Source organism: Mycobacterium terramassiliense, assembly GCF_900157385.1.
In the GTDB taxonomy this organism is placed as follows: domain Bacteria; phylum Actinomycetota; class Actinomycetes; order Mycobacteriales; family Mycobacteriaceae; genus Mycobacterium; species Mycobacterium terramassiliense.
On the sequence record NZ_LT717700.1, the window covers coordinates 491,967 to 515,325 of the forward strand.

Annotated in this window: 17 protein-coding genes and 2 pseudogenes; 5 read left to right on the forward strand and 14 right to left on the reverse strand. The window is 71.0% G+C overall.

Going from position 1 to position 23,359, the window contains the following annotated elements; genetic code table 11:
- Positions 1–6 precede the first annotated feature (6 nt).
- Genes MTAB308_RS10410 through phoU form a run of 3 tightly spaced genes read right to left on the reverse strand, consistent with a single transcriptional unit; the run spans position 7 to position 6,265 of the window.
- Positions 7–2,922 (reverse strand): arylsulfatase, encoded by a 2,916-nt coding sequence (locus MTAB308_RS10410; RefSeq protein ID WP_108637306.1) that lies wholly within the window; start codon positions 2,920–2,922, stop codon positions 7–9.
- A complete protein-coding gene (gene mgtA / locus MTAB308_RS10415; RefSeq protein WP_083746540.1) occupies positions 2,916–5,540 on the reverse strand; it encodes a magnesium-translocating P-type ATPase in 2,625 nt (874 codons plus the stop codon). Before mgtA ends, MTAB308_RS10410 begins: the two co-directional genes overlap by 7 nt.
- 59 nt (positions 5,541–5,599) lie before the next feature.
- Positions 5,600–6,265: a phosphate signaling complex protein PhoU gene (gene phoU, locus MTAB308_RS10420; RefSeq protein WP_077099375.1), complete on the reverse strand. Its 666-nt coding sequence runs from the start codon at positions 6,263–6,265 to the stop codon at positions 5,600–5,602.
- 263 nt (positions 6,266–6,528) lie between these two features.
- Between phoU and MTAB308_RS10425 the strand changes: the two genes are divergently transcribed.
- The gene (locus MTAB308_RS10425) at positions 6,529–7,134 is read left to right on the forward strand and encodes a DUF5994 family protein (RefSeq protein WP_077100112.1); all 606 of its coding nucleotides are present in this window, start codon (positions 6,529–6,531) and stop codon (positions 7,132–7,134) included.
- Positions 7,135–7,146: 12 nt separating this feature from the next.
- Here MTAB308_RS10425 and MTAB308_RS10430 read toward each other — a convergent pair whose 3' ends face one another.
- Both MTAB308_RS10430 and MTAB308_RS10435 read right to left on the reverse strand, forming a co-directional pair.
- Positions 7,147–8,673, reverse strand: coding sequence for an FMN-binding glutamate synthase family protein (locus MTAB308_RS10430; RefSeq protein ID WP_077099376.1), 1,527 nt, complete (start codon positions 8,671–8,673; stop codon positions 7,147–7,149).
- Complete coding sequence (locus MTAB308_RS10435; protein ID WP_077099377.1) at positions 8,670–9,101, reverse strand: CBS domain-containing protein; 432 nt, start codon at positions 9,099–9,101, stop codon at positions 8,670–8,672. The genes MTAB308_RS10430 and MTAB308_RS10435 overlap by 4 nt, the downstream gene beginning before the upstream one ends.
- 181 nt (positions 9,102–9,282) lie before the next feature.
- On the opposite strand from MTAB308_RS10435, the gene MTAB308_RS10440 reads away from it, so the two are divergent.
- Positions 9,283–11,601 carry a heavy metal translocating P-type ATPase gene (locus tag MTAB308_RS10440; protein WP_077099378.1) on the forward strand — a complete coding sequence of 773 codons (2,319 nt, stop codon included), beginning with the start codon at positions 9,283–9,285 and terminating at the stop codon, positions 11,599–11,601.
- Here MTAB308_RS10440 and MTAB308_RS10445 read toward each other — a convergent pair.
- The 3 genes and pseudogenes from MTAB308_RS10445 to MTAB308_RS10455 form a co-directional block, all read right to left on the reverse strand.
- Entirely contained in the window at positions 11,590–12,723 is a 1,134-nt protein-coding gene (locus MTAB308_RS10445) for a PPE family protein (RefSeq protein ID WP_077099379.1), read from the reverse strand. The genes MTAB308_RS10440 and MTAB308_RS10445 overlap by 12 nt on opposite strands.
- A gap of 69 nt (positions 12,724–12,792) precedes the next feature.
- Entirely contained in the window at positions 12,793–13,929 is a 1,137-nt protein-coding gene (locus tag MTAB308_RS10450) for a PPE family protein (protein ID WP_077099380.1), read from the reverse strand.
- 198 nt (positions 13,930–14,127) lie between these two features.
- Positions 14,128–14,386 (reverse strand): annotated as a pseudogene (locus MTAB308_RS10455) (MBL fold metallo-hydrolase); the annotation flags it as partial.
- A gap of 10 nt (positions 14,387–14,396) precedes the next feature.
- Between MTAB308_RS10455 and MTAB308_RS29265 the strand changes: the two are divergent.
- Positions 14,397–14,564 carry a hypothetical protein gene (locus tag MTAB308_RS29265; RefSeq protein WP_173842135.1) on the forward strand — a complete coding sequence of 56 codons (168 nt, stop codon included), beginning with the start codon at positions 14,397–14,399 and terminating at the stop codon, positions 14,562–14,564.
- Here MTAB308_RS29265 and MTAB308_RS10460 read toward each other — a convergent pair.
- Genes MTAB308_RS10460 through MTAB308_RS10470 form a run of 3 tightly spaced genes read right to left on the reverse strand, consistent with a single transcriptional unit; the run spans position 14,561 to position 18,609 of the window.
- Positions 14,561–15,421, reverse strand: coding sequence for a pseudouridine synthase (locus MTAB308_RS10460; protein ID WP_077099381.1), 861 nt, complete (start codon positions 15,419–15,421; stop codon positions 14,561–14,563). The genes MTAB308_RS29265 and MTAB308_RS10460 overlap by 4 nt on opposite strands.
- On the reverse strand, positions 15,418–17,142 hold the full coding sequence (locus MTAB308_RS10465; protein WP_077099382.1) for a glycerol-3-phosphate dehydrogenase/oxidase: 1,725 nt from the start codon (positions 17,140–17,142) through the stop codon (positions 15,418–15,420). Before MTAB308_RS10465 ends, MTAB308_RS10460 begins: the two co-directional genes overlap by 4 nt.
- Before the next feature lie 51 nt (positions 17,143–17,193).
- Positions 17,194–18,609, reverse strand: coding sequence for an NAD(P)H-quinone dehydrogenase (locus MTAB308_RS10470; protein WP_077099383.1), 1,416 nt, complete (start codon positions 18,607–18,609; stop codon positions 17,194–17,196).
- Between the two features lie 84 nt (positions 18,610–18,693).
- Here MTAB308_RS10470 and MTAB308_RS10475 point away from each other — a divergent pair, with 84 nt between their 5' ends.
- The gene (locus MTAB308_RS10475) at positions 18,694–19,173 is read left to right on the forward strand and encodes a gamma-glutamylcyclotransferase family protein (protein ID WP_077099384.1); all 480 of its coding nucleotides are present in this window, start codon (positions 18,694–18,696) and stop codon (positions 19,171–19,173) included.
- An 11-nt stretch (positions 19,174–19,184) separates the two neighbouring features.
- A pseudogene (locus tag MTAB308_RS10480) lies at positions 19,185–19,826 on the forward strand (PE family protein); the annotation flags it as partial.
- Positions 19,827–19,914: 88 nt separating this feature from the next.
- Here the strand turns inward: MTAB308_RS10480 and MTAB308_RS10485 are convergent.
- The 3 genes from MTAB308_RS10485 to MTAB308_RS10495 form a co-directional block, all read right to left on the reverse strand.
- Positions 19,915–20,796: an endonuclease domain-containing protein gene (locus MTAB308_RS10485; RefSeq protein ID WP_077099386.1), complete on the reverse strand. Its 882-nt coding sequence runs from the start codon at positions 20,794–20,796 to the stop codon at positions 19,915–19,917.
- Between the two features lie 119 nt (positions 20,797–20,915).
- Positions 20,916–22,085 (reverse strand): M20 family metallopeptidase, encoded by a 1,170-nt coding sequence (locus MTAB308_RS10490; RefSeq protein WP_077099387.1) that lies wholly within the window; start codon positions 22,083–22,085, stop codon positions 20,916–20,918.
- On the reverse strand, positions 22,082–23,284 hold the full coding sequence (locus MTAB308_RS10495; RefSeq protein WP_077099388.1) for an amidohydrolase: 1,203 nt from the start codon (positions 23,282–23,284) through the stop codon (positions 22,082–22,084). The genes MTAB308_RS10490 and MTAB308_RS10495 overlap by 4 nt, the downstream gene beginning before the upstream one ends.
- Between the last annotated feature and the right edge of the window lie 75 nt (positions 23,285–23,359).

Sequence of the window (23,359 nt, forward strand, 5' to 3'; positions counted from 1 at the left end):
GCGGCATCAGCCCGCGGCGCCCCGTCCCACGGATTGGACCGCCGCGTGCTCGTGCAGCGCCCGCTCGGCTTCGGGCGCAACGGGTTTGAGGTCGAAGACGACCTCCTTGACCGTTCCGGTGAACGCGTACGGCGCCTTGTCCTCGTAGTGGCGGTCGACGACCAGGCCGTTGTCGCGGCTGATGTCCATCCCGGCGTAGGACGTGAAGGCCAGCGGCACCGTCTGGGGCATCTCGCCCTCGCCGATCAGCCGATCGCCGGCCCACAGCGTCACCCGGCCGCCGGAGCCGGGCACCGGCTGGTCGGATTCGAACAACATCCGCACGGTCACCTCGCCCGTCGGGACCGGCTCGGAGGACACCTGGCGGTAGGTGTCCACGCCGAGCAGCGAATAGGTGTGGCGCAACCGCCGTTCCTCGTCCACCCACAGGGCGAATCCGCCGATGAAGTCGCCGTTGGCGACGATCACGCCCTGCGCGCGCTCGTCGGGGACCACCAGCCGCGCCTCGATGGCATAGGAGCGGCCGAAGATGCGTGGCCCCGTGCCGCGCTGGATGTTCTGCACGTCGCCCTTGAAGGCGAACCGGGTGGTGGTGGGCAGCGGCGGCAGGCTGCCGAACATCACCGCCAGGCCGCCCAGCAGCGGCAGCACCCGGTTGCGTTCGGCTTCGGCCCACCACAGCCGGGTGAGTTCGGCGACCCGGTCCGGATGCTCGGCCGCAACGTTTTTCGCCTGCGAGAAATCGTCGGGCAGGTAGTACAGCTCCCACACGTCGTCGTCGGGGTCGTAGCGGCCGGGCGCGAACCGCTGCAGTGTCTCCGGCGACAGATCCCAGGGCGCCTTGTCGAGTCGGGTGCACGCCCACCAGCCGTCCTTGTAAATGGCGCGGCTGCCGAACATTTCGAAGTACTGCACGGTGTGACGCTCTTCGGCCGCGGAGTCGTCGAAGGTGTGGACGAAGCTGACGCCGTCCATGCCTTCCTGCTCGAAGCCGTCGACGTGGGTCGGCGCGGGCAACCCGATGGCCTCCAACACGGTCGGCACCACGTCGATGCAGTGGGTGAACTGAGATCGCAGCGCGGTGTCGGGCCGGATCCGGGCCGGCCAGGCGACCACCATCGGATCGCGGGCGCCACCGAGGTGGCTGGCCATCTGCTTGCCCCACTGAAACGGGGTGTTGTTGGCGTGCGCCCAGGCGCTGGCGAAGTGCGGCGCGGTGTGCTCGTCGCCCAGGGCCTCGATGCCGCCGTACTGGTCGATGAGCTCGAGTTGATGGTCGGCGTCGAGCAGCAGCCCGTTCAGGAACGTCATCTCGTTGAAGGAGCCGGTGACGGTGCCCTCCATGCTGGCGCCGTTGTCGCCCCAGATGTAGAAGACCAGCGTGTTGTCGGACTCGCCGAGGTCCTCGATCGCGTCGAGCAGCCGGCCCACGTTCCAGTCGGCGTTTTCCGAGAACCCGGCGAACACCTCCATCTGGCGCGCATAGAGCCTTTTCTCGTTGTCCGACAGGCTGTCCCACGCGGGGAACAGGTCGGGCCGCTCGGTGAGCTCGGTGTCGGGCGGAATGACCCCGAGCTCCTTCTGCCGTTCGAATGTCTTGCGCCGGTAGACGTCCCAGCCCTCGTCGAACTCGCCGCGGTACTTGTCGGCCCATTCTTTGAACACGTGGTGCGGGGCGTGGGTCGCCCCGGTGGAGTAGTACATCAGCCACGGCTTCTCGGCGTCCTGGGCCCGCACGCCGTGCAGCCACTCGACGGCCTTGTCGGTGAGGTCGTCGGGGAAGTAATAAGGTCGGCCGCCTTGAAGGGCCGAGCCCTGCGGCACCCCGATCACCGTGTTGTCTCCGGTGATGATGGGGTCGTACTGACCCGCGGCGCCGGTCAGAAAGCCCCAGAAGTGGTCGAAGCCCCAGCCCAGCGGCCAGTTGTCGAACGGTCCCGCCGCCCCCTGGACGTTGTCGGGGGTCAGGTGCCACTTGCCGAAACCGCCTGTGACGTAACCGTTGTCGCGCAGGATGCGGGGCAGAGCCGCGCAGCTGCGCGGCTTGACCGACGAATACCCCGGGAAGGGTCCCGGGAACTCGCAGACCGAGCCGAAGCCGACCCGGTGGTGGTTGCGCCCGGTCAGCAGCGCCGCCCGGGTCGGCGAACACACCGCCGTGACATGAAAGCGGTTGTAGCTCAGCCCACGTTGCGCCACCCGGGTCAGCGTCGGGGTGCGAATGGCACCGCCGAAGGTGTCCGGGCCGCCGAACCCGGCGTCGTCGATGAGCACGATCAGCACGTTCGGCGCGGAGTCCGGCGCCTTCGCCCCGGGAACGATCGTCCAGTCTCCGACCGAGTCCGCCATGGTGCGACCGATGGTGCCGCCGAAGCCGCGCTGCGGCAACGGCAGCCGGGTGCGGTCGGGGTTGAACTTCCCCATCGCCTCTTCCAGCGCCGCACCCAGGCTCCGCAGCGTCGAATGGCTCAGCTCGGCAACCGATTTCATCGGCGAACCACCCAACGCCTGTTCGACACCCAGCCGGCCGCCCGCGGGCGTCACGGCGATGACGAGGCCGCTGCCGGCGGCCAGCGCCTGGCCGATCTTGTCGGCCAGCCCGCTCTTGATCCGCTGCTGGGCGAAGGTGCCGGCCAAGGCCCCCGCGGCCGCGCCGACCGCCGCGGAGGCCAGCAGCGCCGGCGAGAACAGTCCGACGGCCAAACCCGCCCCGGCGCCCCACGCGGCGCCCCGGCGGCCGAGCCGATTGCCCGTGTCCACCAGGACGGGGTTGCCGTCGGCGTCCTTGCCGACCAGCACCGCGCCCCGCAGCGGGACGTCCTTGGCTTTGGTCGCTGCGTTGAGGGCTTCGAAATCCCGGCGAGCCGAGTCGAGGTCCTGATAACCGGCGACAATGACCAGCGCGTGCTCTTCACTCATGATCCCGGAGCGTAGTGGAAGCGCGCGGCGCGGCGTCGGATGCGATGGGCGTCCCCGCGGGTGCGCCGCGGCTGCCCGGTGTGGTTCGTCGGCTCGGCGTAGAACATCAGCTTGGCGAGCTCCACCAGGACCAGGTAGACGGCGACGAAGCCGCCGAGCACCGCGAAGAACTGCCACGGCAGCGTCGTGAACCCCAGCATGTGGGCCAGCGGCGAGACCGTGAGTAGGGCTCCGATGGCGACCACAGTGAGGCTGGTTATGGTCAGCGGGACGCTCGCCCGACTGCGGAAGAACGGCACCTTGCGGGTGCGGATCGCGAAGATGATCAGCGTTTGCGTCGCAAGCGATTCCACGAACCAGCCGGTGCGGAACTCGATGGCGCCGGCGTGCAGCACGCCCAGCATCAACCCGAAGGTCAAGAAGTCGAACAGCGAGCTGATCGGCCCGAAGATCAGCATGAACCGGCGGATGAACGCGACGTCCCAGTGCGACGGCGCGTGCAGCTGTTCCTCGTCGACCCGGTCGGTCGGGATCGCCAGTTGCGAGCTGTCGTAGAGCAGGTTGTTCAGCAGGATCTGGCTGGGCAGCATCGGCAGGAACGGCAGCAGCGCCGAGGCGGCGGCGGCGCTGAACATGTTGCCGAAGTTGCTCGAGGTGCCCATCAGCACGTACTTGATGGTGTTGGCGAAGATCCGCCGGCCCTCGGCGACGCCCGTGGCCAGCACGCCCAGGTCCTTCTCCAGCAGCACCACGTCGGCCGCGTCCTTGGCGACGTCGGTGGCGCTGTCGACCGAGATCCCCACGTCGGCGGCGTGCAGGGCCAGCGCGTCGTTGACGCCGTCGCCGAGGAAGCCGACCGAGCGCCCGTTGCGGCGCAGCGAGACGATCAGCCGCGCCTTCTGCTCGGGCGAGATGCGGGCGAAGATGGTGTGGTTTTGCGCGGCGTCCACGAACCCCTCGTCGTCGAGGGGCTCGAGCTCGGCGCCGGTGACGGTGCCCTTGGACGCCAAACCGAGGTCCGCGCAGACCTTTTCGGCGACCCGCGCATTGTCTCCGGTCGCGATCTTGAGTTCGATGCCCAGCGCCGCCAGCTGCGACAGGGATTGGCGCGCCGCCTCTTTGGGTTCGTCGGCGAAGACCAGGAAGCCGGCCAGCGTCAGGTCACGTTCGTCGGAGGCGGTGATGCCGGTACGCTCCGTCAGATCCGCGGCGGGCCGGCTGGCGACGGCGACCACCCGGCGCCCGGCGGCGAACAGACCCGCGAGGGTCTCCTGCGCGACGGCGGCCGTCGCCTGGCAGCGATCAAGCACCTGCTCGGGCGCGCCCTTGACGACGAGCAGGCGCGTTCCGTTGTCGTCGACCAACACCGACGACGCGCGGCGCTCGTGGTCGAACGGCAGCGTCGCGACCCGGTCCACCGCGTCGCCCACCAACTGTCGTGGCAGGGGCGACTCCCAGAGCGCGGCATCGAGCGGATTGGCGCTCATGCCACCGGATTCCAGGTCGACGTCGGTGGCCAGCAGTCCGAGCCGCCGGACAGGTTCGGCGGGGGTGCCGGCGGGATCGATCGCCTCGACCAGGCGGATCCGGCCCTCCGTCAGGGTTCCGGTCTTGTCGGTGATGAGGATGTCGATGTCGCCCAGGTCTTCGATGCACACCAGGCGTTTGACGAGGACCTTGGCCTTGGCCAGCTGCCGCGACCCCGTCGCCAGGCTGGTGCTGACCACGGCGGGCAGCAGCTGCGGCGTGATGCCGACCGCGATCGCCAGGGAGAACAGCACCGAATCGATGATCGGCTTGTGCAGCAGCAGGTTGCTGGCCAGGATGACGACCATCAGCGCGATCGCGACCTGCAGCAGCAGATAGGAGAACCGGCGCAGGCCGACCTGGAAGTCGGTCTCCGGTTGCCGTTTGTCCAAACCCGCTGCGATGCGGCCGAATTCGGCGTCCTTGCCGGTGGCGTACACCACGCCGGTGCCCTCCCCGGCGCTGACGATGGTGCCCATGAACGCCAGGTCCGTCGATTCCGCCAGCTCCGCACCGGCGGGCACCGCCTCCGGCGATTTCTCCGAGCCCATCGACTCCCCGGTCAGGATGCTCTCGTTGCATTCCAGGCCGGTGACCTCGATCAGCCGGACGTCGGCGGGCACGGCCTCACCCAGCGAGAGGCGGATCACGTCACCGCGCACCAGGTCGGTGACGGGGACCGTGACGAATTTCGAGTCGCGCCGCGCCAGGGCGTTGTGGTGCACACCCGCGTGCAGGTCGGCCGCGGCGCGCTCGGCGCGATATTCGTTGACGAAGCCCAAACCTATGCTCGCCGCGAGGATTATGCCGATGATGACGGCCTGCATGCTGTCGCCCAGAAAGTACGAGACGATCGCGGTGCCGGCCAACAGGATCAGCACCGCGTTGCGCAGTTGACGGCCCAGCACCGCGAGCGCGTTGACGTGGTGGGTGCGCACCGCGTTCGGCCCATACCGCGCCAGCCGGTCGGCCGCCTCAGCGCTCGAGAGCCCGGCGGACGAACTGTCCAGCCATTGCAGGACCTGCTCGGCCGGGGCCGCGGCGACGCGGCCGGCGGTCAGCGCCGCCGCGTCGGGCGCGTCGCTCGTTGTCAGAGACACTGCCGGGCTCCCCTAGGTCGATCGCACGAAACCGGTTGTTCAACTGCCGTCAATCAGTAGGTCGATATCTCGTCCTCGGCCGGCAGCTCGCCGGTGACCGCGAAGACGACGCGGCGGCCGACTTCCACGGCGTGGTCGGCGAAGCGCTCGTAAAAGCGGCCCAGCAATGCCGTTTCGACGCCCACCGAGATGTCGTGCCGCCAATCGTCGTCGATCAGCAAGCCGAACAATCCGCGATACAGGTCGTCCATCGCGTCGTCTTGTTCGTGAAGTCGGGCCGCGCCCTGCGGATCACGGGACACCAGCACCTGTTTTGCGCTGTCACCCAAGGCTATTGCCACCTTGCCCATGTCGGCGAAGCATTGGCGGACTTCCTCGGGAAGTACTCGCTTCGGGTGCTCCCGTTCGGCGATCTTGGCCACGTGCACGGCCAACGCACCCATTCGCTCCACGTCGGCGATGATCTGGATAGCGGCGAAGACCTCCCGCAGCTCACCGGCCACCGGCTGTTGTAAGGCCAAGAGCGCGAACGCCTCTCGCTCGGCCTGCGCTCGCATCGCCGCGAGCCGATCGTGGTCACCGATCACCTGCTGCGCGGCCGCATTGTCGGCCTCCAGCAAAGCCTGGGTCGCGCGCTTCATGGCGATCCCGGCCAGTCCGCACATCTCCCCCAGTTGCGCGGCCAAGTGGTCTAGCTGCCCGTGATACGCGGTTCGCATGGATCAAAGCCTTTCCTCCTCTCGGCACTTTTCGCAAGTGACAAAAGCCATCCGAACGGTGTCTAAATGGCTCCTCTCAGCGCGCCACCGCCGGTCTAGCGTTCGACACATGCCGCGAACCCGCCTGCTGACAGCGCCGCCGCGCGCGGTCGCTGGTCACGGCCGCTCGTGTCGCGGGTTGGCCCGCAACCCCTTACCGTTGGACGCAGCATGCCCGGCGCTGTGCGCGACGGTCTGACGACTCAGCGAATCAGGTGATGGAGATGGAGCACGAAAGTCGGGTGCAGCTCAAGCCCTTTCGGCGTGCGGCTGAGCACATCGACGGGGCCTGGTGGCCACGGTCGAGGCACCTGGTGGAGGAGCTGCCGGACCTGGTGGCGTCGGTGTCCGACCGGCTGGGGCAGGTCGTCATGATCGGTTACCGCCGCAACGGCTGGGACGAGACGCCGGCCCTGGTCGAAATCGGCGGTCACACCGTCGAATTGCTGGGATTCACCAGTGACGAGCCGGCCAGCGTCATCCTGATCGGCGCGGACGGCCGCCACCTCACGCTGCGCGTCATCCGGCCGGACACCGGCGAACAGGCCGCACGACGAGCGCTGGACGAGGCGCGGGGAACCGCCGACGCCGCCGACGCCCCGGCCGGTGTGCCCGCGGCGTCGAAGTCGGTGGCCGACGTCGCCACCAAGCTGGCCCGCCACGAGGGGCGCGATGAACCGGAGCGCACCGCTGAGATCCTGCGCTGGTGCGAGGAGGCCGCGCGACAATTCGTCGACGCACCGGTGCAGGCCTTCGTTCCCATCCTCGTCGAGCACATCGTTCGCAACCGCATGATCGAGTCCCGCGCGGCGACCGCGGCCACTGGCTGAGCCGGCCGCCGGCTACGCCATCGCGGCGCTGATCGCCGCGATGTCGGCGGGGCCGGGCATGCCCCAGCCGGGCTCATAGCCGAGCAACTCATCGGCCCGCACCGTCTTCAGGTCGACGTCGAGCAGCTCGATCGCGTCCAGCGGCACCAGTGCGGGATGGACATGCCCGCAGGCGCGGGCCAAGGACACCAGCTCGAAGCGCAGGCTGGCGAGGTAGTTCGCGCAGCGCACCGACTTCAGGGCCGGGTCCAGGCCGTGCTGCAGCCACGGTGACTGGGTGGCGACGCCGGAGGGGCAGCGGCCGGTGTGGCAGCGCTGGGCCTGGATGCACCCGATGGAGAACATGGCGGTCCGCGCGACGTTGACCATGTCGCAGCCCGCCGCCAGGGCCAGCAGGGCGTTCTCCGGGATGCCCAGCTTGCCCGAGCCGATGAACACCACGTCGTGGTGCAGGCCCGCCTCGGCGAACGCCCGGTAGACACGCGGGAAGGCCCACTTGAAGGGCAGCGCGACGTGGTCGCTGAAGACCAGCGGCGCCGCGCCGGTGCCGCCCTCGCCGCCGTCGACGGTCACAAAGTCGACCCCGGTGCCGGTGCGGGCCATGCGGTCGGCCAGCTGTAGCCAGAACGGCTCCTCCCCGACCGCCGACTTGATGCCCACCGGCAGGCCCGTCTCGGCGGCGATGGTCTCCACCAGCTCGAGCAGCCCGTCGACGTCGTGGAAGGCGGAGTGGCCGGCGGGGCTCTTGCAATCCACCCCGACCGGAATGCCGCGGATAGCGGCGATCTCGGGCGTGACCTTCGCCCCGGGCAGCATGCCGCCCAGCCCGGGCTTGGCGCCCTGGCTCAGCTTGATCTCGATGGCCCGGATGGACGTCGTCGCGGCCACCCGGTCGATCAGGCGGGGCAGGCTGAAGCTGCCGTCGTCGTTGCGGCAGCCGAAGTAGCCGGTGCCGATCTGCCAGACGAGGTCGCCGCCGCCCAGGTGATACGGCGACACCCCACCCTCGCCGGTGGTGTGCAGGGCGCCCGCCAGGGCCGCGCCCTTGTTGAGCGCCGTGACGGCCGAGCCGGACAGCGAGCCGAAGCTCATCGCCGAGACGTTGACCAGCGACGCGGGCCGGAAGGCCTTGGCACGACGGCGCGCGCCGCCGAGCACCTTGGCCGCCGGCAACGGCACTGCCGGGTCGGGATGCTCGGGTTCGCCGGCGGGGGTGGGCGCGGGGAACGCCGCGTGCTTGATGACGGGGTAGTTGTGGACCCGTTCCAGGTCGTTGTCGGTGCCGAACCCGAAGTACCGGTTGGACAGCTTCGCCGACGTGTACACCCAGCGCCGCTGGTCGCGGCTGAAGGGCCGCTCGGCGTCGTTGTCGGTGACGATGTACTGGCGCAGCTCCGGGCCGACCGCTTCGAGCAGGAACCGCAGGTGCCCGATGACCGGGTAGTTGCGCAGGATGGTGTGGCGGCGCTGCAGCAGGTCCCATCCGGTCAGGCCGGCCACGCCGCCTCCGACGACGTAGGCCAGCCGACGCCGCTTCACGCCGAATCGAGATCGGCGTCGGCGTAGGCGCTGTACACGCCGAGCAGGTCGCGGGCCGAGACGATGCCGGCCAGCACCCCGTCGTGCTCCACCAGGACGTGGCGGATGTAGTGATCCATCATCCGGGCCGACACCTGATCGACCGTCGCGGCGGCGTCGCACCACACCAGCTTGGTGCTGGCCACGTCGGCGGCCGCGACCCGACCGGGATTCTGCCCGCGGGCCACCACCCGAACGACGTCGCGCTCGCTCACCAGCGCCGCGGGCCGGGTGTCGTCGCCCACCACGACCGCCCCGGCGTCGACGGCCACCAGGGCCTTGGCGACGTCGGCAACCGTGGCGTCGGCGGCGACGCGCGCCACCGGCTCGCCGATGAGGGTGGAGATCGGGATGGCTCCCGCGGAAGTCGGGGCAGGCAAATCGGTCACGCCAGCAATGTTCACCGGAACTTGCCCGCCCTTTCTAGTGACCTCAGTCCCCAATTCAAGTGGCGGTGGTACTCGCAATTGCTGGCCTCAAGATCTGCCAGTCATGTGACACCCGGCCCTAGTCGGCGCGGCGAATGCCGTTCACGCTGGCGAAAGGCCTGTATTTCCCGGAGGGAACGGTGTGGGCGGCAAGGGATTTGCGGTTTTACTGGCGCTGAGCGTCGGCGCGTTGGCATCCGGCGGTATCGCCTGGCTGGCCGGCGCGCGCGACGTCGCCGACGCGTGCTGGATCGCGGGGACGGTGGCGGCCCTGGTTCCGGCGACGGCGTGGGTGCTGGCGGCGCTGCGCCACGGCCGGTTCGGGGTCGACCTCATCGCGATGCTGGCGCTGGTCGGCACCCTGCTGGTCGGCGAGCACCTCGCCGGCGCGTTGATCGCGGTGATGCTGGCCGGTGGCCGGGCGCTGGAGGCCGCGGCCGAGCGCCGCGCGTCGCACGACCTGCGGGCCCTGCTCGAACACGCCCCGCGGTTCGCCCGCCGCCGAATCGGTTCGACGGTGACCACGATCGAGGCGGCCGACGTGGCCATCGACGACCTGCTGGTCGTCGGCCCCGGCGAAGTGGTGCCCGTGGACGGGCGCGTCGCCAGCGCGGCGGCGGTGCTCGACGAGTCGGTGCTGACCGGCGAGCCGCTGCAGGTCGAGCGCGCTTTCGGCGAGCCGGTGCGCAGCGGGGTCATCAACGCCGGCGGTGCGCTCGACATGCGTGCCACCGCCACGGCCGAAGACAGCACGTACGCCCAGATCGTGCGGCTGGCCGCGCAGGCCGGGGCCCAGAACGCGCCGGTGGTGCGGCTGGCCGACCGGTTTGCGGCGTGGTTCTTGCCGTTGGCCCTGTTGGTCGCCGGCGGGGCGTGGCTGGCCGGCGGGTCGGCGGTGCGGGCCGTCGCCGTGCTGGTGGTGGCAACGCCGTGCCCGCTGCTGCTCGCCGCCCCGGTGGCGATCGTGTCCGGGCTGTCGCGGGCGTCGCGGCGGGGCGTGCTGGTCCGCGGCGGTGCCGCGCTCGAGAACCTCGGGCACGCAACGACTTTGGTGATGGACAAGACGGGCACGCTGACCATGGGACGCCCGGTCGTCATCGACGTCGCGGCCGCGCCGGGGCGCGATGCCATCGACATCCTGCGGCTGGCGGCTTCGGTGGACCAGCTGTCCCCACACGTGCTCGCCGAGGCGATCGTCACCGAGGCGCTCGCCCGCGGCCTGCGGCTGTCGCTACCCACCGAGGTGGTCGAGCAACCGGGGCGCGGCGTCACCGCGACCGTCGGCGACCAGCTCATCTACGTCGGCAAACTCCGCGGCGACACGCCCACGGAGTGGGCCCGCGCGGCGGTGAACCGCGCGCTGCTGGACACCGCCGCGATCGCCTGGGTCTGTGTCGACGGGCGACCGGCCGGCGCGGTGCTGTTGCGCGACCCGCTGCGCCGCCACGCACCGCGCACCGTGCGCCGGTTGCGCGGCGCCGGGCTGCGCCGACTGGTGATGCTCACCGGCGACCGCGCCGAGCCGGCCCGCGAGGTCGCCGCCGTCTTGGGGCTCGACGACGTCTACGCCGAGCAGAGCCCGGCCGACAAGGTCGCCGCCGTGCGCGCCGAACAGGACCGCGCGGTCACCGTGATGGTCGGCGACGGGGTGAACGACGCCCCCGCGCTGGCCGCCGCCGGCGTCGGCGTCGCGATGGGCGCGCGCGGTGCCACCGCCTCCTCGGAGGCCGCCGACATCGTGTTGACCACCGATCGGCTGGAGCGCCTCGCGGACGCGATGGACATCGCGCGGTGGTCGCGGCGCATCGCCGTGCAGAGCGCGGTCGTCGGCATGGGCCTGTCGCTGGCCGCGATGGCTGTCGCCGCCCTCGGGTGGCTGCCGCCGGCCGCCGGCGCGCTGCTGCAGGAGGGTATCGACGTGGCCGTGATCGGTAACGCGCTGCGGGCCCTGCGCGGCGACCCGTCCCTCGAGGTCGACCTGCCCGCGCGAACCGAACGGATGCTGCGCCGCTTCGACGCCGAACACGACGAACTGCGCGACACCGTCGGCCTCCTGCGGGAGGCGGCCGACCGACTGGCCGACGCGCCGGATCAGGCTGCGCTGCAAGCGATTACACGCGCCCACGGTTTGCTCGTGGACCGCATTCTTCCCCACGAACGCGCCGAGGAAACCCAGCTCTACCCGGCCCTGGCCCATCCGCTGGGCACGGGTGAGGCCACCGCCACGATGAGCCGGACCCACGCCGAGATACAACGGCTGTCGGACCGGATCGGCGCGCACCTGGCCCTGGCCCAAAGCGGCGGCTGCATCGCCCCGGACCAGGTCGACGACCTGCTCGCCTGCCTGTACGGGCTGTACGCGTTGCTGCGCCTGCACTTTCTGCAGGAGGAGGAAAACTACTTCACCCTGGCCACCGCCGAGTCCGCCGAGTCCGCCGAACCGGGGGCGTCAGCCCGCTGAGGGCGGCCGGGTCATGAAGGTGCCCTTGATCTCCAGCCCGATTTCGATGTCGTCGTATTTGCCCCCCTCGCGCTTGCCCTTGTTGCGCGGCGCGACCGGCGGCATCATGGGCGGCGGCATGAAGGGGAAGCCGGATTCCCCGGCCGGGAGCGGGGACACCGCCGCGGCCAGCTGCACCGGCGTCTTCGCGGCGGCCAACATTCCGACGGCGGCGGGCGGCATGGTCAGCCTTCCCATCGACACCCCCACGCCGATCGCCCCCGCGGGCGCCGCCGCCGACCCGACGCCCCTGACCGCGGCGGCCAGATCCGCCCCGGCCGCCGACAGGGCCGACTCGCCCTCGGCCAGGCCCTGGCCGACGTCCCCGCCCACGCTCTGCAGCGCCTGCGCGGTGTTCAGCTGCGCCAGATAGCTGAGCAGGTTGATCGGGATCCCGCCCGCGATGAACTGGTTCGCGTAGGTGTTGGCCAGCCCGAACCAACCGGTCTGGGGGTTGAATCCGAACGGGGTGCCGACGATTGACTCCAGGATTTGGCCGATCGATTGCGCCGGGGCGGCAGCGGCGGGCGCGGCGGCGGCCTGCGCGGCGGCGGCCGCCGGATTGGCTATTGCCGGGGGCGAGGAGAACTGGGGCAGCCGGGTGGCCTGGGCCGTGGTTGCCGCATAGCGATACATCGCCGCCGCGTTGTTCACCCACATGCCCTCGTACTGGGCGTCGGTCTCGGCGATCGCCACCGAGTTGGTGCCGAGCCAGTTGGTCGCGATCAGCTGGGCCAGCCGGGTCCGGTTGGCGGTCACCTGGACCGGGAAGACCACCGTGCGGCAGGCCAATTCGAACGCCGCCGCCGCGGCCTGCATCGAGGAGGCGACCCGTTCGCACTGTTGCGCGGTGGTGCCCAACCAAACGAGATAGGGCTCGACGGCCTGCACCGTCGCCGCGGAGGACGGACCCTGCCAGGTTTCGGTCATCGTGGACAGCACCGAGGCGTAGTTGGGCAGGGATTCCTCCAGCTCGGTGCCGAGCCGATCCCATGCGGCGGCGGCCTCGATCAGCGAACCCGCACCGGGTCCGGAGTGGATCAGCGCCGCGCTGATCTCTGGGGGCAACGTCGCGAAGTCCATGACGTCTCAACCCGCCAACTCTGTGGCAGTTCTCAACTGCCTTGTGCGGCAGGACATTTCGGTCGTCCCTTATCCCGCCGACGGCGGTGGGCGCATCACTTTCCCCTTGACCTCCGCGCCAACCTGGAGATCCTCGGGAGTGGGTTGTTTGCGCTTGCGCCAGCCGCTGCCCGCCGAGATGGGCGGCGGCATCAACGGCGGCAGCATGGGGAACCCGGCGTCCGCGCCGTCCAACGGGGATGCCGCCGAGGCCAGTTGGACCGGCGTTTGCGAGGCGGGCAGCAGCCCCACCACCGCGGGCGGCGCGGTCAGCTTGCCGATCGACACTCCCACGCCCATCGCCCCGGCGGGCGCCGCCGACCCGGCCGCCCTGACGGCGCCGGCCAGGTTTGCCCCCGCCGCTCCCAGCGCCGACTCGCCCTCCGAGAGGCCCTGGCCGATGTCGCCGCCCACGCTTTGCAGCGCCTGGGCCGAGTTGCTCTGCGCGACGTAGCTCAGCAGGTTGATGGGGAAGCCGGACGAGATGAACTGGTTCGCGTAGGTGTTGGCCAGCCCGAACCACCCCACGTTGGGGTCGAATCCGAACGGCGTCCCGACGATCGACTCCAAGAACTGGCCGATTGACTGCGCCGGGGCGGCCGCGGCGGCGGACGTGGCGGTGGCCTGGGCGGCCGTCCCCGCCGGATCGGTGATCGACGGCGGCGACAGGAACTGTTGCAGGTCGAGCGCCTGGGTCGTGGCCGCCTGGTAGCGGCTCAGCGCCGCGGAGTTGGTCGCCCACATGGCCTGGTACTGGTCTTCGGTCGCGGCGATGGCCGGAAGGTTGCGGCCGAACCCGTTGGTGGCGATCAATTGCGCCAGCCGCGTCCTGTTGGCGGTGACCGCCGCGGGCTGCACCACCGTCGCTTGCGCGGCGTTGAACGCCGCCGCGGCGGCCTGGGTCGATTCGGCCAGCTGCTGGGATTGCTGCGCGGTGTTGCGCAGCCAGGCGACGTAGGGCTGGACGGCCTCGACCATCGCGGCCGACGACGGCCCCTTCCACGACTCACTCAGCGCGGACAACGCCGACGTGTACGTGGCGGCCGAGTTCTCCAATTCGGTGGTCAGGCGCTGCCACGCGGCGGAGGCTTCAATCAGCGAGCCCGCTCCGGGTCCGGAGTGGATGAGCGCCGAGGTCACCTCGGGAGGCAGCGCTAGAAGATCCATGACATCTCACATTCCGTATGCGGGCAACCACCCGGCAAAGTCGCGTTGACCGCGCCGCGACCGGCGCTGAAACACTGCACGTCGACACCACACGCCGGGCCCCCAGATCTGTGTTCGTTCGAGTACCGGATGAGACGAACGATATACCGACGAGGTTAGCCAGCGAAGTAAATCAGCAGCTAGGCGGCCCCGCGGCGATCACAGGGTCGTTGCGGCGCCGCGGTCCAATTCGACGATTCGATCGCCCATGCCGCGGCGCCGCATCTCCGCGACGAAGTCCGCCGGCGGCGAGGCGAACACGCCGTAATCGTCGAAGCGGACGGGGATCATTTTGGGCAGCGCGAGCTTTGCCACCAGCTCCGCGCCCTGGCGGCCGTCCATTGGTTACCGTCAGCCCGAACGGAAGCCGCCCGCCGGCCGGCAGCCGCGTCCCGCCCAGGTGCAGGAAGTTCGGATCGGTCACCAGCGTGAGCCCGCCGGCGCTGATCAACGTGGTGGCTTTGCCGACGAAGGTGACGGTGATGTCCATGACCGCGGGCTACCCGGCCCCGCGATATTCGCGCGGTTGGTTGGTGGGTAAAGGCGATTGCGACATGGGGTGCCGCCGCGACGACGCCGGGCGCGCGACGGGCTAGGGGCCGGGGCGCCGGCTGACGAACTCGCGGCGCACACCGGTGAGCGGGTCGTCGAACTCGATGCGCTGCGCCAGCAACCGCAGCGGGGTGCTGAAGTCGTCGGCGGCGACGTCAATCACGTTGGGATACAACGGGTCACCCTCGATCGGCAGCCCCAGCGAGGCCATGTGCACCCGCAGCTGATGGGTGCGCCCGGTGCGCGGGCTCAGCCGGTACAGGCCGTCCGGGGAGACCAGTTCCACCAACGTCTCCGCGTTCGCCGTGCCCGGCTCGCAGAACGCCTGCAAAACGCCGCGGCGCTTGACGATCCGGCTGCGCACCACCCGCGGAAAAACCAGAGCGGGGTCGACGGCCGCACGCGCCAGGTAGGTCTTGCGCACCGCCCCCGCCGAAAACAGCGTCTGGTAGGCGCCGCGCACCTCGCGGCGGGTGGTGAGCAGCAGCACCCCGGCCGTCAGCCGGTCGAGCCGGTGCGCAGGGCTCAGCTCGGGCAACCCCAGGTCGCGGCGCAGCCGCACCAGCGCGGTCTGCGCGACGTGCCGGCCGCGCGGCATGGTCGCCAGGAAGTGCGGCTTGTCGACGACGACGATGTCGTCGTCGCGATGCAGCACGGGAAGCTCGAAAGGCACCGGGACCTCGTCGGGCAGCTCGCGGTAGAGGTACACGAACGACCCGCCGCGCAGCACCGTCGCGTCGTCGACCACCGCGCCGTCGGCGTCGACCACCTCCCCGGCCAGCACCTTCGCGCGGGCCGGCGCGCCGAACCGTTCGGTCAGCTCGGCCAGCACCGGGCCGCCGCGCAGCCGCACCCGCGCCGGGCCGAGCCCGTCGCGCACGGGGAGCGGCGCGGGCCTCAACTGAGCGGCACCGGCTCGAGGAGCTCGGCGCGCGCCTCGGGCGCGCTGGCCCGCAGTTCGTCGGCCGACACGTCGTCGGGCTGGGCCTGCGACAGCACCTCGGCCTCCACCCGCGCGGTGTAGTTGGCCACCTCGCGGTCGACGTCCTCGGCGGTCCAGCCCAGCACCGGCGCCACCACCTCGGCCACCTCGCGGGCGCAGTCGACGCCGCGGTGCGGGTACTCGATGGAAATGCGCGTCCGGCGCGCCAGGATGTCCTCCAGATGCAGGGCACCCTCGGTGGTGACGGCGTAGAGGGCCTCGACCCGCAGGTAGCCCGGCGCCTCCTTGATCGGGCTGAGCAGGTCGGGGGTTTCGGCCGCCAGCTCCAGGACCTCGCCGATCAGCGAACCGTAGCGGTCCAGCAGGTGGCGCACGCGGTACGGGTGCAGGCCCTTCAGCGTCCCGACGTGTTCGACCTGGTTGACCAGCGCGAAGTACCCGTCGGCGCCCAGCAGACTCACCTTCTCGGTGATCGACGGCGCCACCCGGGCCGGAATGAACTGGGCCGCGGCGTCGATCGCGTCGGCGGCCATCACCCGGTAGGTGGTGTACTTCCCGCCGGCGATCGCGACCAGCCCGGGCGCGGGCACCGCCACGGCGTGCTCGCGGGACAGCTTGGAGGTTTCCTCGCTCTCCCCCGCCAGCAGCGGGCGCAGCCCGGCGTAGACGCCGTCGATGTCGGCGTGCGTCAGCGGGGTGGCCAGCACGGTGTTGACGGTCCCCAGGATGTAGTCGATGTCGGCCTTGGTGGCCGCCGGGTGGGCCAGGTCCAGGTTCCAGTCGGTGTCGGTGGTGCCGATGATCCAGTGGCTGCCCCACGGTATGACGAACATCACCGACTTCTCGGTGCGCAGGATGATCGCGACGTCGCTGACGATGCGGTCCCGCGGCACCACCACGTGCACGCCCTTGGACGCGCGGACCTGAAACCGCCCGCGCTGCTTGGACAGCGACTGGATCTCGTCGGTCCACACCCCGGTGGCGTTGACCACGACGTGGCCGCGGACCTCGGTGATCGCGCCGTCCTCGGAATCACGGACCCGCACACCGGTCACCCGATCGCCCTCGCGCAGCAGCGCGACCACCTGCGTGGAGGACCGCACCACCGCGCCGTAGTGCGCCGCGGTGCGCGCGACCGTCATCGTGTGGCGCGCGTCGTCGACGACGGTGTCGTAGTAGCGAATCCCGCCGATCAGCGACGTGCGCTTGAGGCCCGGGCTCAAGCGCAGGGCGCCCGCCCGGGTCAAATGCTTTTGCGCGGGAACGGATTTCGCGCCGCCGAGGCGGTCGTAGAGGAAGATGCCGGCCGCGGTGTAGGGGCGCTCCCAGACCCGATGCGTCAGCGGGAACAGGAAGGGCATCGGCTTGACCAGATGCGGCGCCAGCTTGGTCAGCGACAGCTCGCGCTCGTACAGCGCCTCGCGGACCAGTCCGAACTCCAGCTGCTCGAGGTAGCGCAGGCCGCCGTGGAACATCTTCGACGACCGGCTCGACGTGCCGGACGCGAAGTCGCGCGCCTCGACCAGCGCCACCTTCAGCCCGCGCGTGGCGGCGTCCAGGGCGCACCCGGATCCCACCACGCCGCCGCCGATGACCACCACGTCGAACTGCTCGGCGCTCAGCCGCTCCCAGGCCAGCGTGCGTTGCTGCGGTCCCAGCGCATCGATCGGGTCGCTCACTGCGGGGGCTCCTGTCCGGTTACTCGTCGGTAGCGCTACCCAGGCTAGGCCCTAATCGAGATCGTCGTGGGCCATCAGCCGGCGCGCGGCCTCGGTGATCGAACCGGACAGCGACGGATAAACGGCCAGCGTCTGCGCCAGTTCGTTGACGGTGATGCGGTTTTGCACGGCCACGGCGATCGGCAGGATCAGCTCGGAGGCGATCGGCGCCACCACCACGCCGCCGATCACCACGCCGGTGGACTTGCGGCAGAACATCTTGACGAACCCTTGCCGCAGGCCCGACATTTTCGCGCGCGCGTTGGTGCGCAGCGGCAGCATGATCGTCCGGGCCGGCACCGAACCGTCGTCGATCATCGACTGCGGCACCCCGACGGCGGCGATCTCGGGCCTGGTGAACACCGTCGCCGCCACCGTGCGCAGCCGGATCGGGCTGACGCCCTCGCCCAGCGCGTGATACATCGCGATCCGGCCCTGCATGGCCGCGACAGACGCCAACAGCAGCAGCCCCGTGCAGTCCCCCGCGGCGTAGATGCCGGGCACCGAGGTCCGCGACACCCGGTCGACCCGCAGGTAGTCCCCGCGCCCCAGCTCGATGCCGACCCGTTCCAGCCCGAGGTTGCCGGTGTTGGGAACCGACCCGATGGTCATCAGGGCGTGGCTGCCCTCGACCGTGCGCCCGTCGGTCATGGTGACCAGCACCCCGGCGTCGGTGCGGGTGACCGACTCGGCGCGGGCGTTCTTGACCAGCTGGACGCCCCGTTCGGAGAACGACTCCTCCAGGACCAGCGCGGCGTCGGCGTCCTCGTACGGCAGCACCCGGTCGCGGCTGGCCGCCACGGTCACCGGGACGCCCAGCTCGGTGTAGGCGCTGACGAACTCGGCGCCGGTCACCCCGGAGCCCACCACGATCAGGTGCTCGGGCAGGGCCTCCAGGTCGTAGAGCTGCCGCCAGGTCAGGATGCGTTCGCCGTCGGGCTGAGCCGACGGCAGGATCCGCGGGCTCGCGCCGGTGGCGATCAGCACGACGTCGGCCTCGTGCTCACTGGTCGTCCCGTCCGCGGCGGTGGCCCTGATGCGGTGCTTGGCCAGCCCGGGCGTCGGGTCGATCAGCTCGCCCCGGCCCGCGACCACTTGCACACCCACGGCGAGCAGCTGGGCGGTGATGTCGGCCGACTGCTCGGCGGCCAGCGTCCGCACCCGCGCGTGGATCTGCGGCAACGAGATCTTGGCGTCTTCGATGTCGATGTCGAAGCCCAGCCGCGGGGCGCGGCGCAGTTCGGTGCGCAGCCCGGTGGAGGCGATGAACGTCTTGGACGGCACGCAATCATCCAGCACGGCCGCCCCGCCGACCCCGTCGGAGTCGATCACGGTGACGTGGGTTGTGTCGGGGTGTGAGGTGGCGGCGACCAGAGCGGCTTCGTAACCGGCCGGCCCCCCACCCAGGATCACGATGCGGGTCACCACATGGCCCAACCTATCTGCGCGGCGGGAAGCCCGCTAAACGCTCGGGTGAATACCGCGCGAGCGTGCGACGTTTAAGCTTTCCCCGTGCCGCTCTACGCCGCGTACGGATCGAACATGGATCCCGAGCAGATGCTCAAGCGCGCGCCGCACTCGCCGATGGCCGGAACCGGCTGGCTGCATGGGTGGCGGTTGACGTTCGGCGGCGAGGACATCGGCTGGGAAGGCGCCCTGGCGACGATCGTCGAGGACCCCGGTTCCAAGGTGTTCGTCGTGCTCTACGACATGACGCCGGCCGACGAGGTCAACCTCGACCACTGGGAGGGCTCCGAGTTCGGGGTGCACAAGAAGATCCGGTGCCGGGTGGAGCGCATTTCGTCGGACACCACCACCGATCCCGTACTGGCGTGGTTGTACGTGCTCGACGCGTGGGAGGGCGGGCTGCCGTCGGCGCGATACCTCGGTGTGATGGCCGACGCCGCCGAAATCGCCGGTGCGCCAGCGGATTACGTGCACGACCTGCGCACCCGCCCGGCCAGCAACGTCGGCCCGGGGACCAGCGCCTAGGGAGGTGCGGCATGTCGTTCGTCATCGCCGCGCCAGACATGGTCGAGTCCGCGGCGGCAGACCTGGCGGGCATCGGTTCGACAGTCGCGGCGGCCAGCGCGGCCGCCGCGGCTCCCACGACGGGGGTGCTGGCCGCGGCGGCCGATGAGGTCTCCAAGGACATCGCGGCGTTGCTGGGCGCGCACGGCGCCGCATACCAGGCACTCAGCGCCCAGGTGGCGGCGCTGCACGGCGAATTCGCGCAGGCCGTGGCCGCGGGCGGTGCCTCCTATGCCCTGGCCGAGGCCGCCAACGCCTCGCCGCTGCAGACCCTGCAGCAGGACCTGCTGGGCGCGGTGAACGCGCCCACCCGGGCGCTGCTGGGGCGCCCGCTGATCGGCAATGGCGCCAACGGGACGACCATCGCCGGGGTGGGCCAGCCGGGCGGTCCGGGGGGCCTGCTCTACGGCGACGGCGGCAACGGTGGGCCGAGCACGCTCGCCGGGGTCCCCGGCGGCGCGGGAGGGGCCGGCGGCCTGTTCGGCAACGGCGGTGCCGGCGGCGCAGGCGGAATCGGCGCGACGGGAGGCGCCGGCGGGGCCGGCGGGCTGCTGTTCGGCCGGTCAAGCAGCAGGCCGGGCGGCGCCGGGGGCCTGCTGCTCGGCGCGAACGGCCTGCCCTAGCGAGTCCGCCTCGCGAGCGTGCGTGTTGGTACGGCGACACGCCGCAGTGGCCGGCAACCTGCGCACCCTCGTCGCGGCGTCACGCGGCCTTTCGGAGCTGCGTCTCGAGCCGGCGGACAAGTTCGCGCGGCCGGTATCTGACGTCCTCGGCGACGATGGGCACTATCAACCACCCCAGCTCTTGGAGTGCCGAAGCCCGGCGGCGGTCTCGGAAAAAAGCCTCCGGCCCGCTGTGCCAGTCGATGCCGTCGTATTCAGCGGCGACCCGAAGTACCGGCCACGCGAAGTCGAGGCGCCAGAGGCGTCCCTGCGGGTCCAGGACCTCGTACTGCAGCACGGGCTCGGGCAGGCCGCCGTCGATCATGACCAGCCGTGCCTCGCTCTCCATCGGCGACTCCGCCTGCGGGGACGCCAGGACAACCAGCTCGCGCACGGTCACGATCCCGCGCCGCCCGGCCTGCTGCTTGACCGCCCGCTCCAGGTCTTCGCGGCTACAGGTGCCGCTGCGCAGCGCGGCATCCAGCGTCGCGAGGGCTCTGGGGCGGCGCAGGCCACGGGCGACTTCGATCGCCGTCCATGCGGGTGTGGTGGCGGGTCTTCCGCCGACCAGTGCCTGCGGCGCGCCCTGACGCCGGTGCACGACGAGGCCCTCGCACGACCGCAGTTGCCGGCCGGGCGGATTGAGCACGTGCAGATCCGCCGTTCGTTCGGTGTCGAACCCGTATACCGCCGCAGCGGTGCCCAGGCACGCGACGATCGTCGTATCGGCGGCCAGATCCAGCCCGCGCAGTCGCAACGCCGTGGTGACCTGGCCACGGCCGTAAACGCCGTGCCAAACCTTCTGCAGCGCACCGCTATTCACGTGGGCCTCCAGCCCGCGGCGGGTGAGGAACCTCAGCGCCTGCGCGGACGTCACCACTTCGCCTTGCGCGTCGAGCAGTCGACATAGGTCTGCGTGCATGCCGGCTATCGTGTGGGCGCCGCGGATTCCCCACAATTCACTGCGCCGAGCGTGCGCAGAATGCCGGCTGCGGCGGCGTGTCGCTGTACAAACACGCACGCTCGCGCGGGATTTCTGCCCTAGAAGAGTGCGGCCTGCTCGACGATGTTGACCATCACGCGCAGCCCGATCGCCAGGGCGCGCTCGTCGAGATCGAAGTTGGGCTGGTGCAGATCGAGCTGCGGGCCCTCGCCGGACCACACGCCCAGGCGCGCCATCGCGCCGGGGATCTCCTCCAGATACCAGGAGAAGTCCTCACCGCCGCCGGACTGCCGGGTGTCGGCGAGCGCGTCGGGGCCGACGGCTTCGATGGCATGGGTGAGGATGCGCGTCGAGACGTCCTCGTTGACCACAGGGGGCACCCCGCGCCGGTACTGCAGTGTGTGTTCGATCGCCAGCGGGGCCAGCAGCGCGGACACCGTCTCGCGGATGATGTCTTGCATGGCGACCCAGGTCTGGCGGCTGGCGGTGCGCACGGTGCCGGCCAACACGCCCGTCTGCGGGATCGCGTTGGGGGCCACCCCGGCATTGACGGCGCCCCACACCAGCACCGTCCCGTTGCGCGGGTCGATGCGGCGCGACAGCACCCCCGGCAGGCCGGTGATCAGGGTGCCGAGGCCATAGACCAGGTCGGCGGTCAGGTGCGGCCGCGAGGTGTGCCCGCCCGGGGAATACAGCGTGATCTCCAGCTGGTCGGCCGCCGAGGTGATCGGGCCTTGCCGCACCGCGATCTTGCCGACCTCCAGCCGGGGATCGCAGTGCAGGGCGAAGATCCGCGACACCCCCGACAGCGCCCCGGCCGCGATCGCGTCGATCGCCCCGCCGGGCATCAGCTCCTCGGCGGCCTGGAAGATCAACCGCACCCCGATCGGCAGCTCCGGCACCGACGCCAGCGCGAGCGCCGTGCCCAGCAGGATGGCGGTGTGCGCGTCGTGCCCGCAGGCGTGCGCGACGTTGGGCATCGTCGAGGTGTACGGCGCGTCGGTCCGCTCGGCCATAGGCAGCGCGTCCATGTCGGCCCGCAGCGCGATCCTCGGCTCGTGCTCGGGCCCCAGGTCGCAGACCAGCCCGGTCCCGCCGGGCAACACCTTGGGGTTCAGCCCCGCGTCGGCCAACCGTTCGGCGACGAACTGGGTGGTCGCGTACTCCTGGCGGCCCAACTCCGGATAGCGGTGGATGTGCCGGCGCCACGAGACCAGGTCGTCGTGGTGCGCGGCCAGCCACGACTCGGCGGTGTCGACGAGGCTCATGCTCGGGCCCCGCTCGCCCTGCGCTCCTGCGCCGCCAGTACCCGGTCTCGTTCTTCGCGGGTCTGGGCGAGGTGAACGACGGTGCGCGCCAACATGATCGCCCCGTCGACGACCGCGCGGTCGGCGCTGGGGCCCGCCGCGGCGGCGGCGAAGGCGCGTTGGTGAACCGTGGCACCGCCGGCGTCGACGCCGATCACCGGGTGAATGCCGGGCAGCACCTTGGTCACGTTGCCCATGTCCGTGCTGCCCATCGGCAGCGCCGCCTCGACTTCGGCCGCCACCGGCTCGCGTCCGAGTCGGCGCATCTCGTCCCGGACGACGTCGGCCAGCCAGGGATCGGGGTCGAGCTCGGCGTATGGCGGTGAGGGGCTGTCGATCTCGTACTCGCAGCCGGCGGCCAGCGCGCCCGCGGCAAAGCACGCGTACATCCTGCCCTCGAGCTGGCGCAGCGATTCGGCGTCGAGCGCCCGCATCGCGTACTGCAGCGTGGTGTGCCCGGGGATGACGTTGACCGCCTGCCCGCCGTTGGTGACGATCCCGTGCACCAGTTGTCCCGGCGCCAACTGCTGGCGCAGCAGCCCGACGGCCACCTGCGCGACGGTCAGGGCGTCGGCGGCGTTGAGCCCGAGGAACGGCGCGACGGCCGCGTGCGATTCCTTGCCCCGGTAGTCCACCGTCGCTTCCGACAACGCCAGCGAGCGCGCCGCGGCGATATCGGTCGGCCCGGGATGCACCATCACCGCCACCGCGACGTCGTCGAACGTCCCGGCCTCGAGCAGCAGCGCCTTGCCGCCGCCGGCCTCCTCGGCGGGAGTGCCCAGCAGCGCGACCCGCAACCCCAGGTCGTCGGCCACCTCGGCCAGCGCCAGCGCCGCCCCCACCGCCGATGCGGCGATGATGTTGTGGCCGCAGGCGTGCCCGATCTCGGGCAGCGCGTCGTACTCGGCGCACACCCCGACGACCAGGGGTCCGCTGCCGAAGTCGGCGCGGAACGCGGTGTCCAGACCGCCCGCGCGCGCGGTGATCTCGAAACCGCGCTCGGCGACCAGCGCCTGGACCTTGGCGCAGCTGCGGTGCTCGTCGAACGCGAGCTCGGGCTCGGCGTGGATGGCGTGGGACAACGCGACGAGGTCGGGGCCACGTCGCCGCGCGACATCCTCAACGCGACCTAGCGGGTGGTCTGACGAGCGAGCGGGCACCCTCGCAGTATCCCACCGCCGCGATTCGGTCCCGACACGCGAAGTCCTTCCGGAACCCGGCGCGCGCTTACCAAA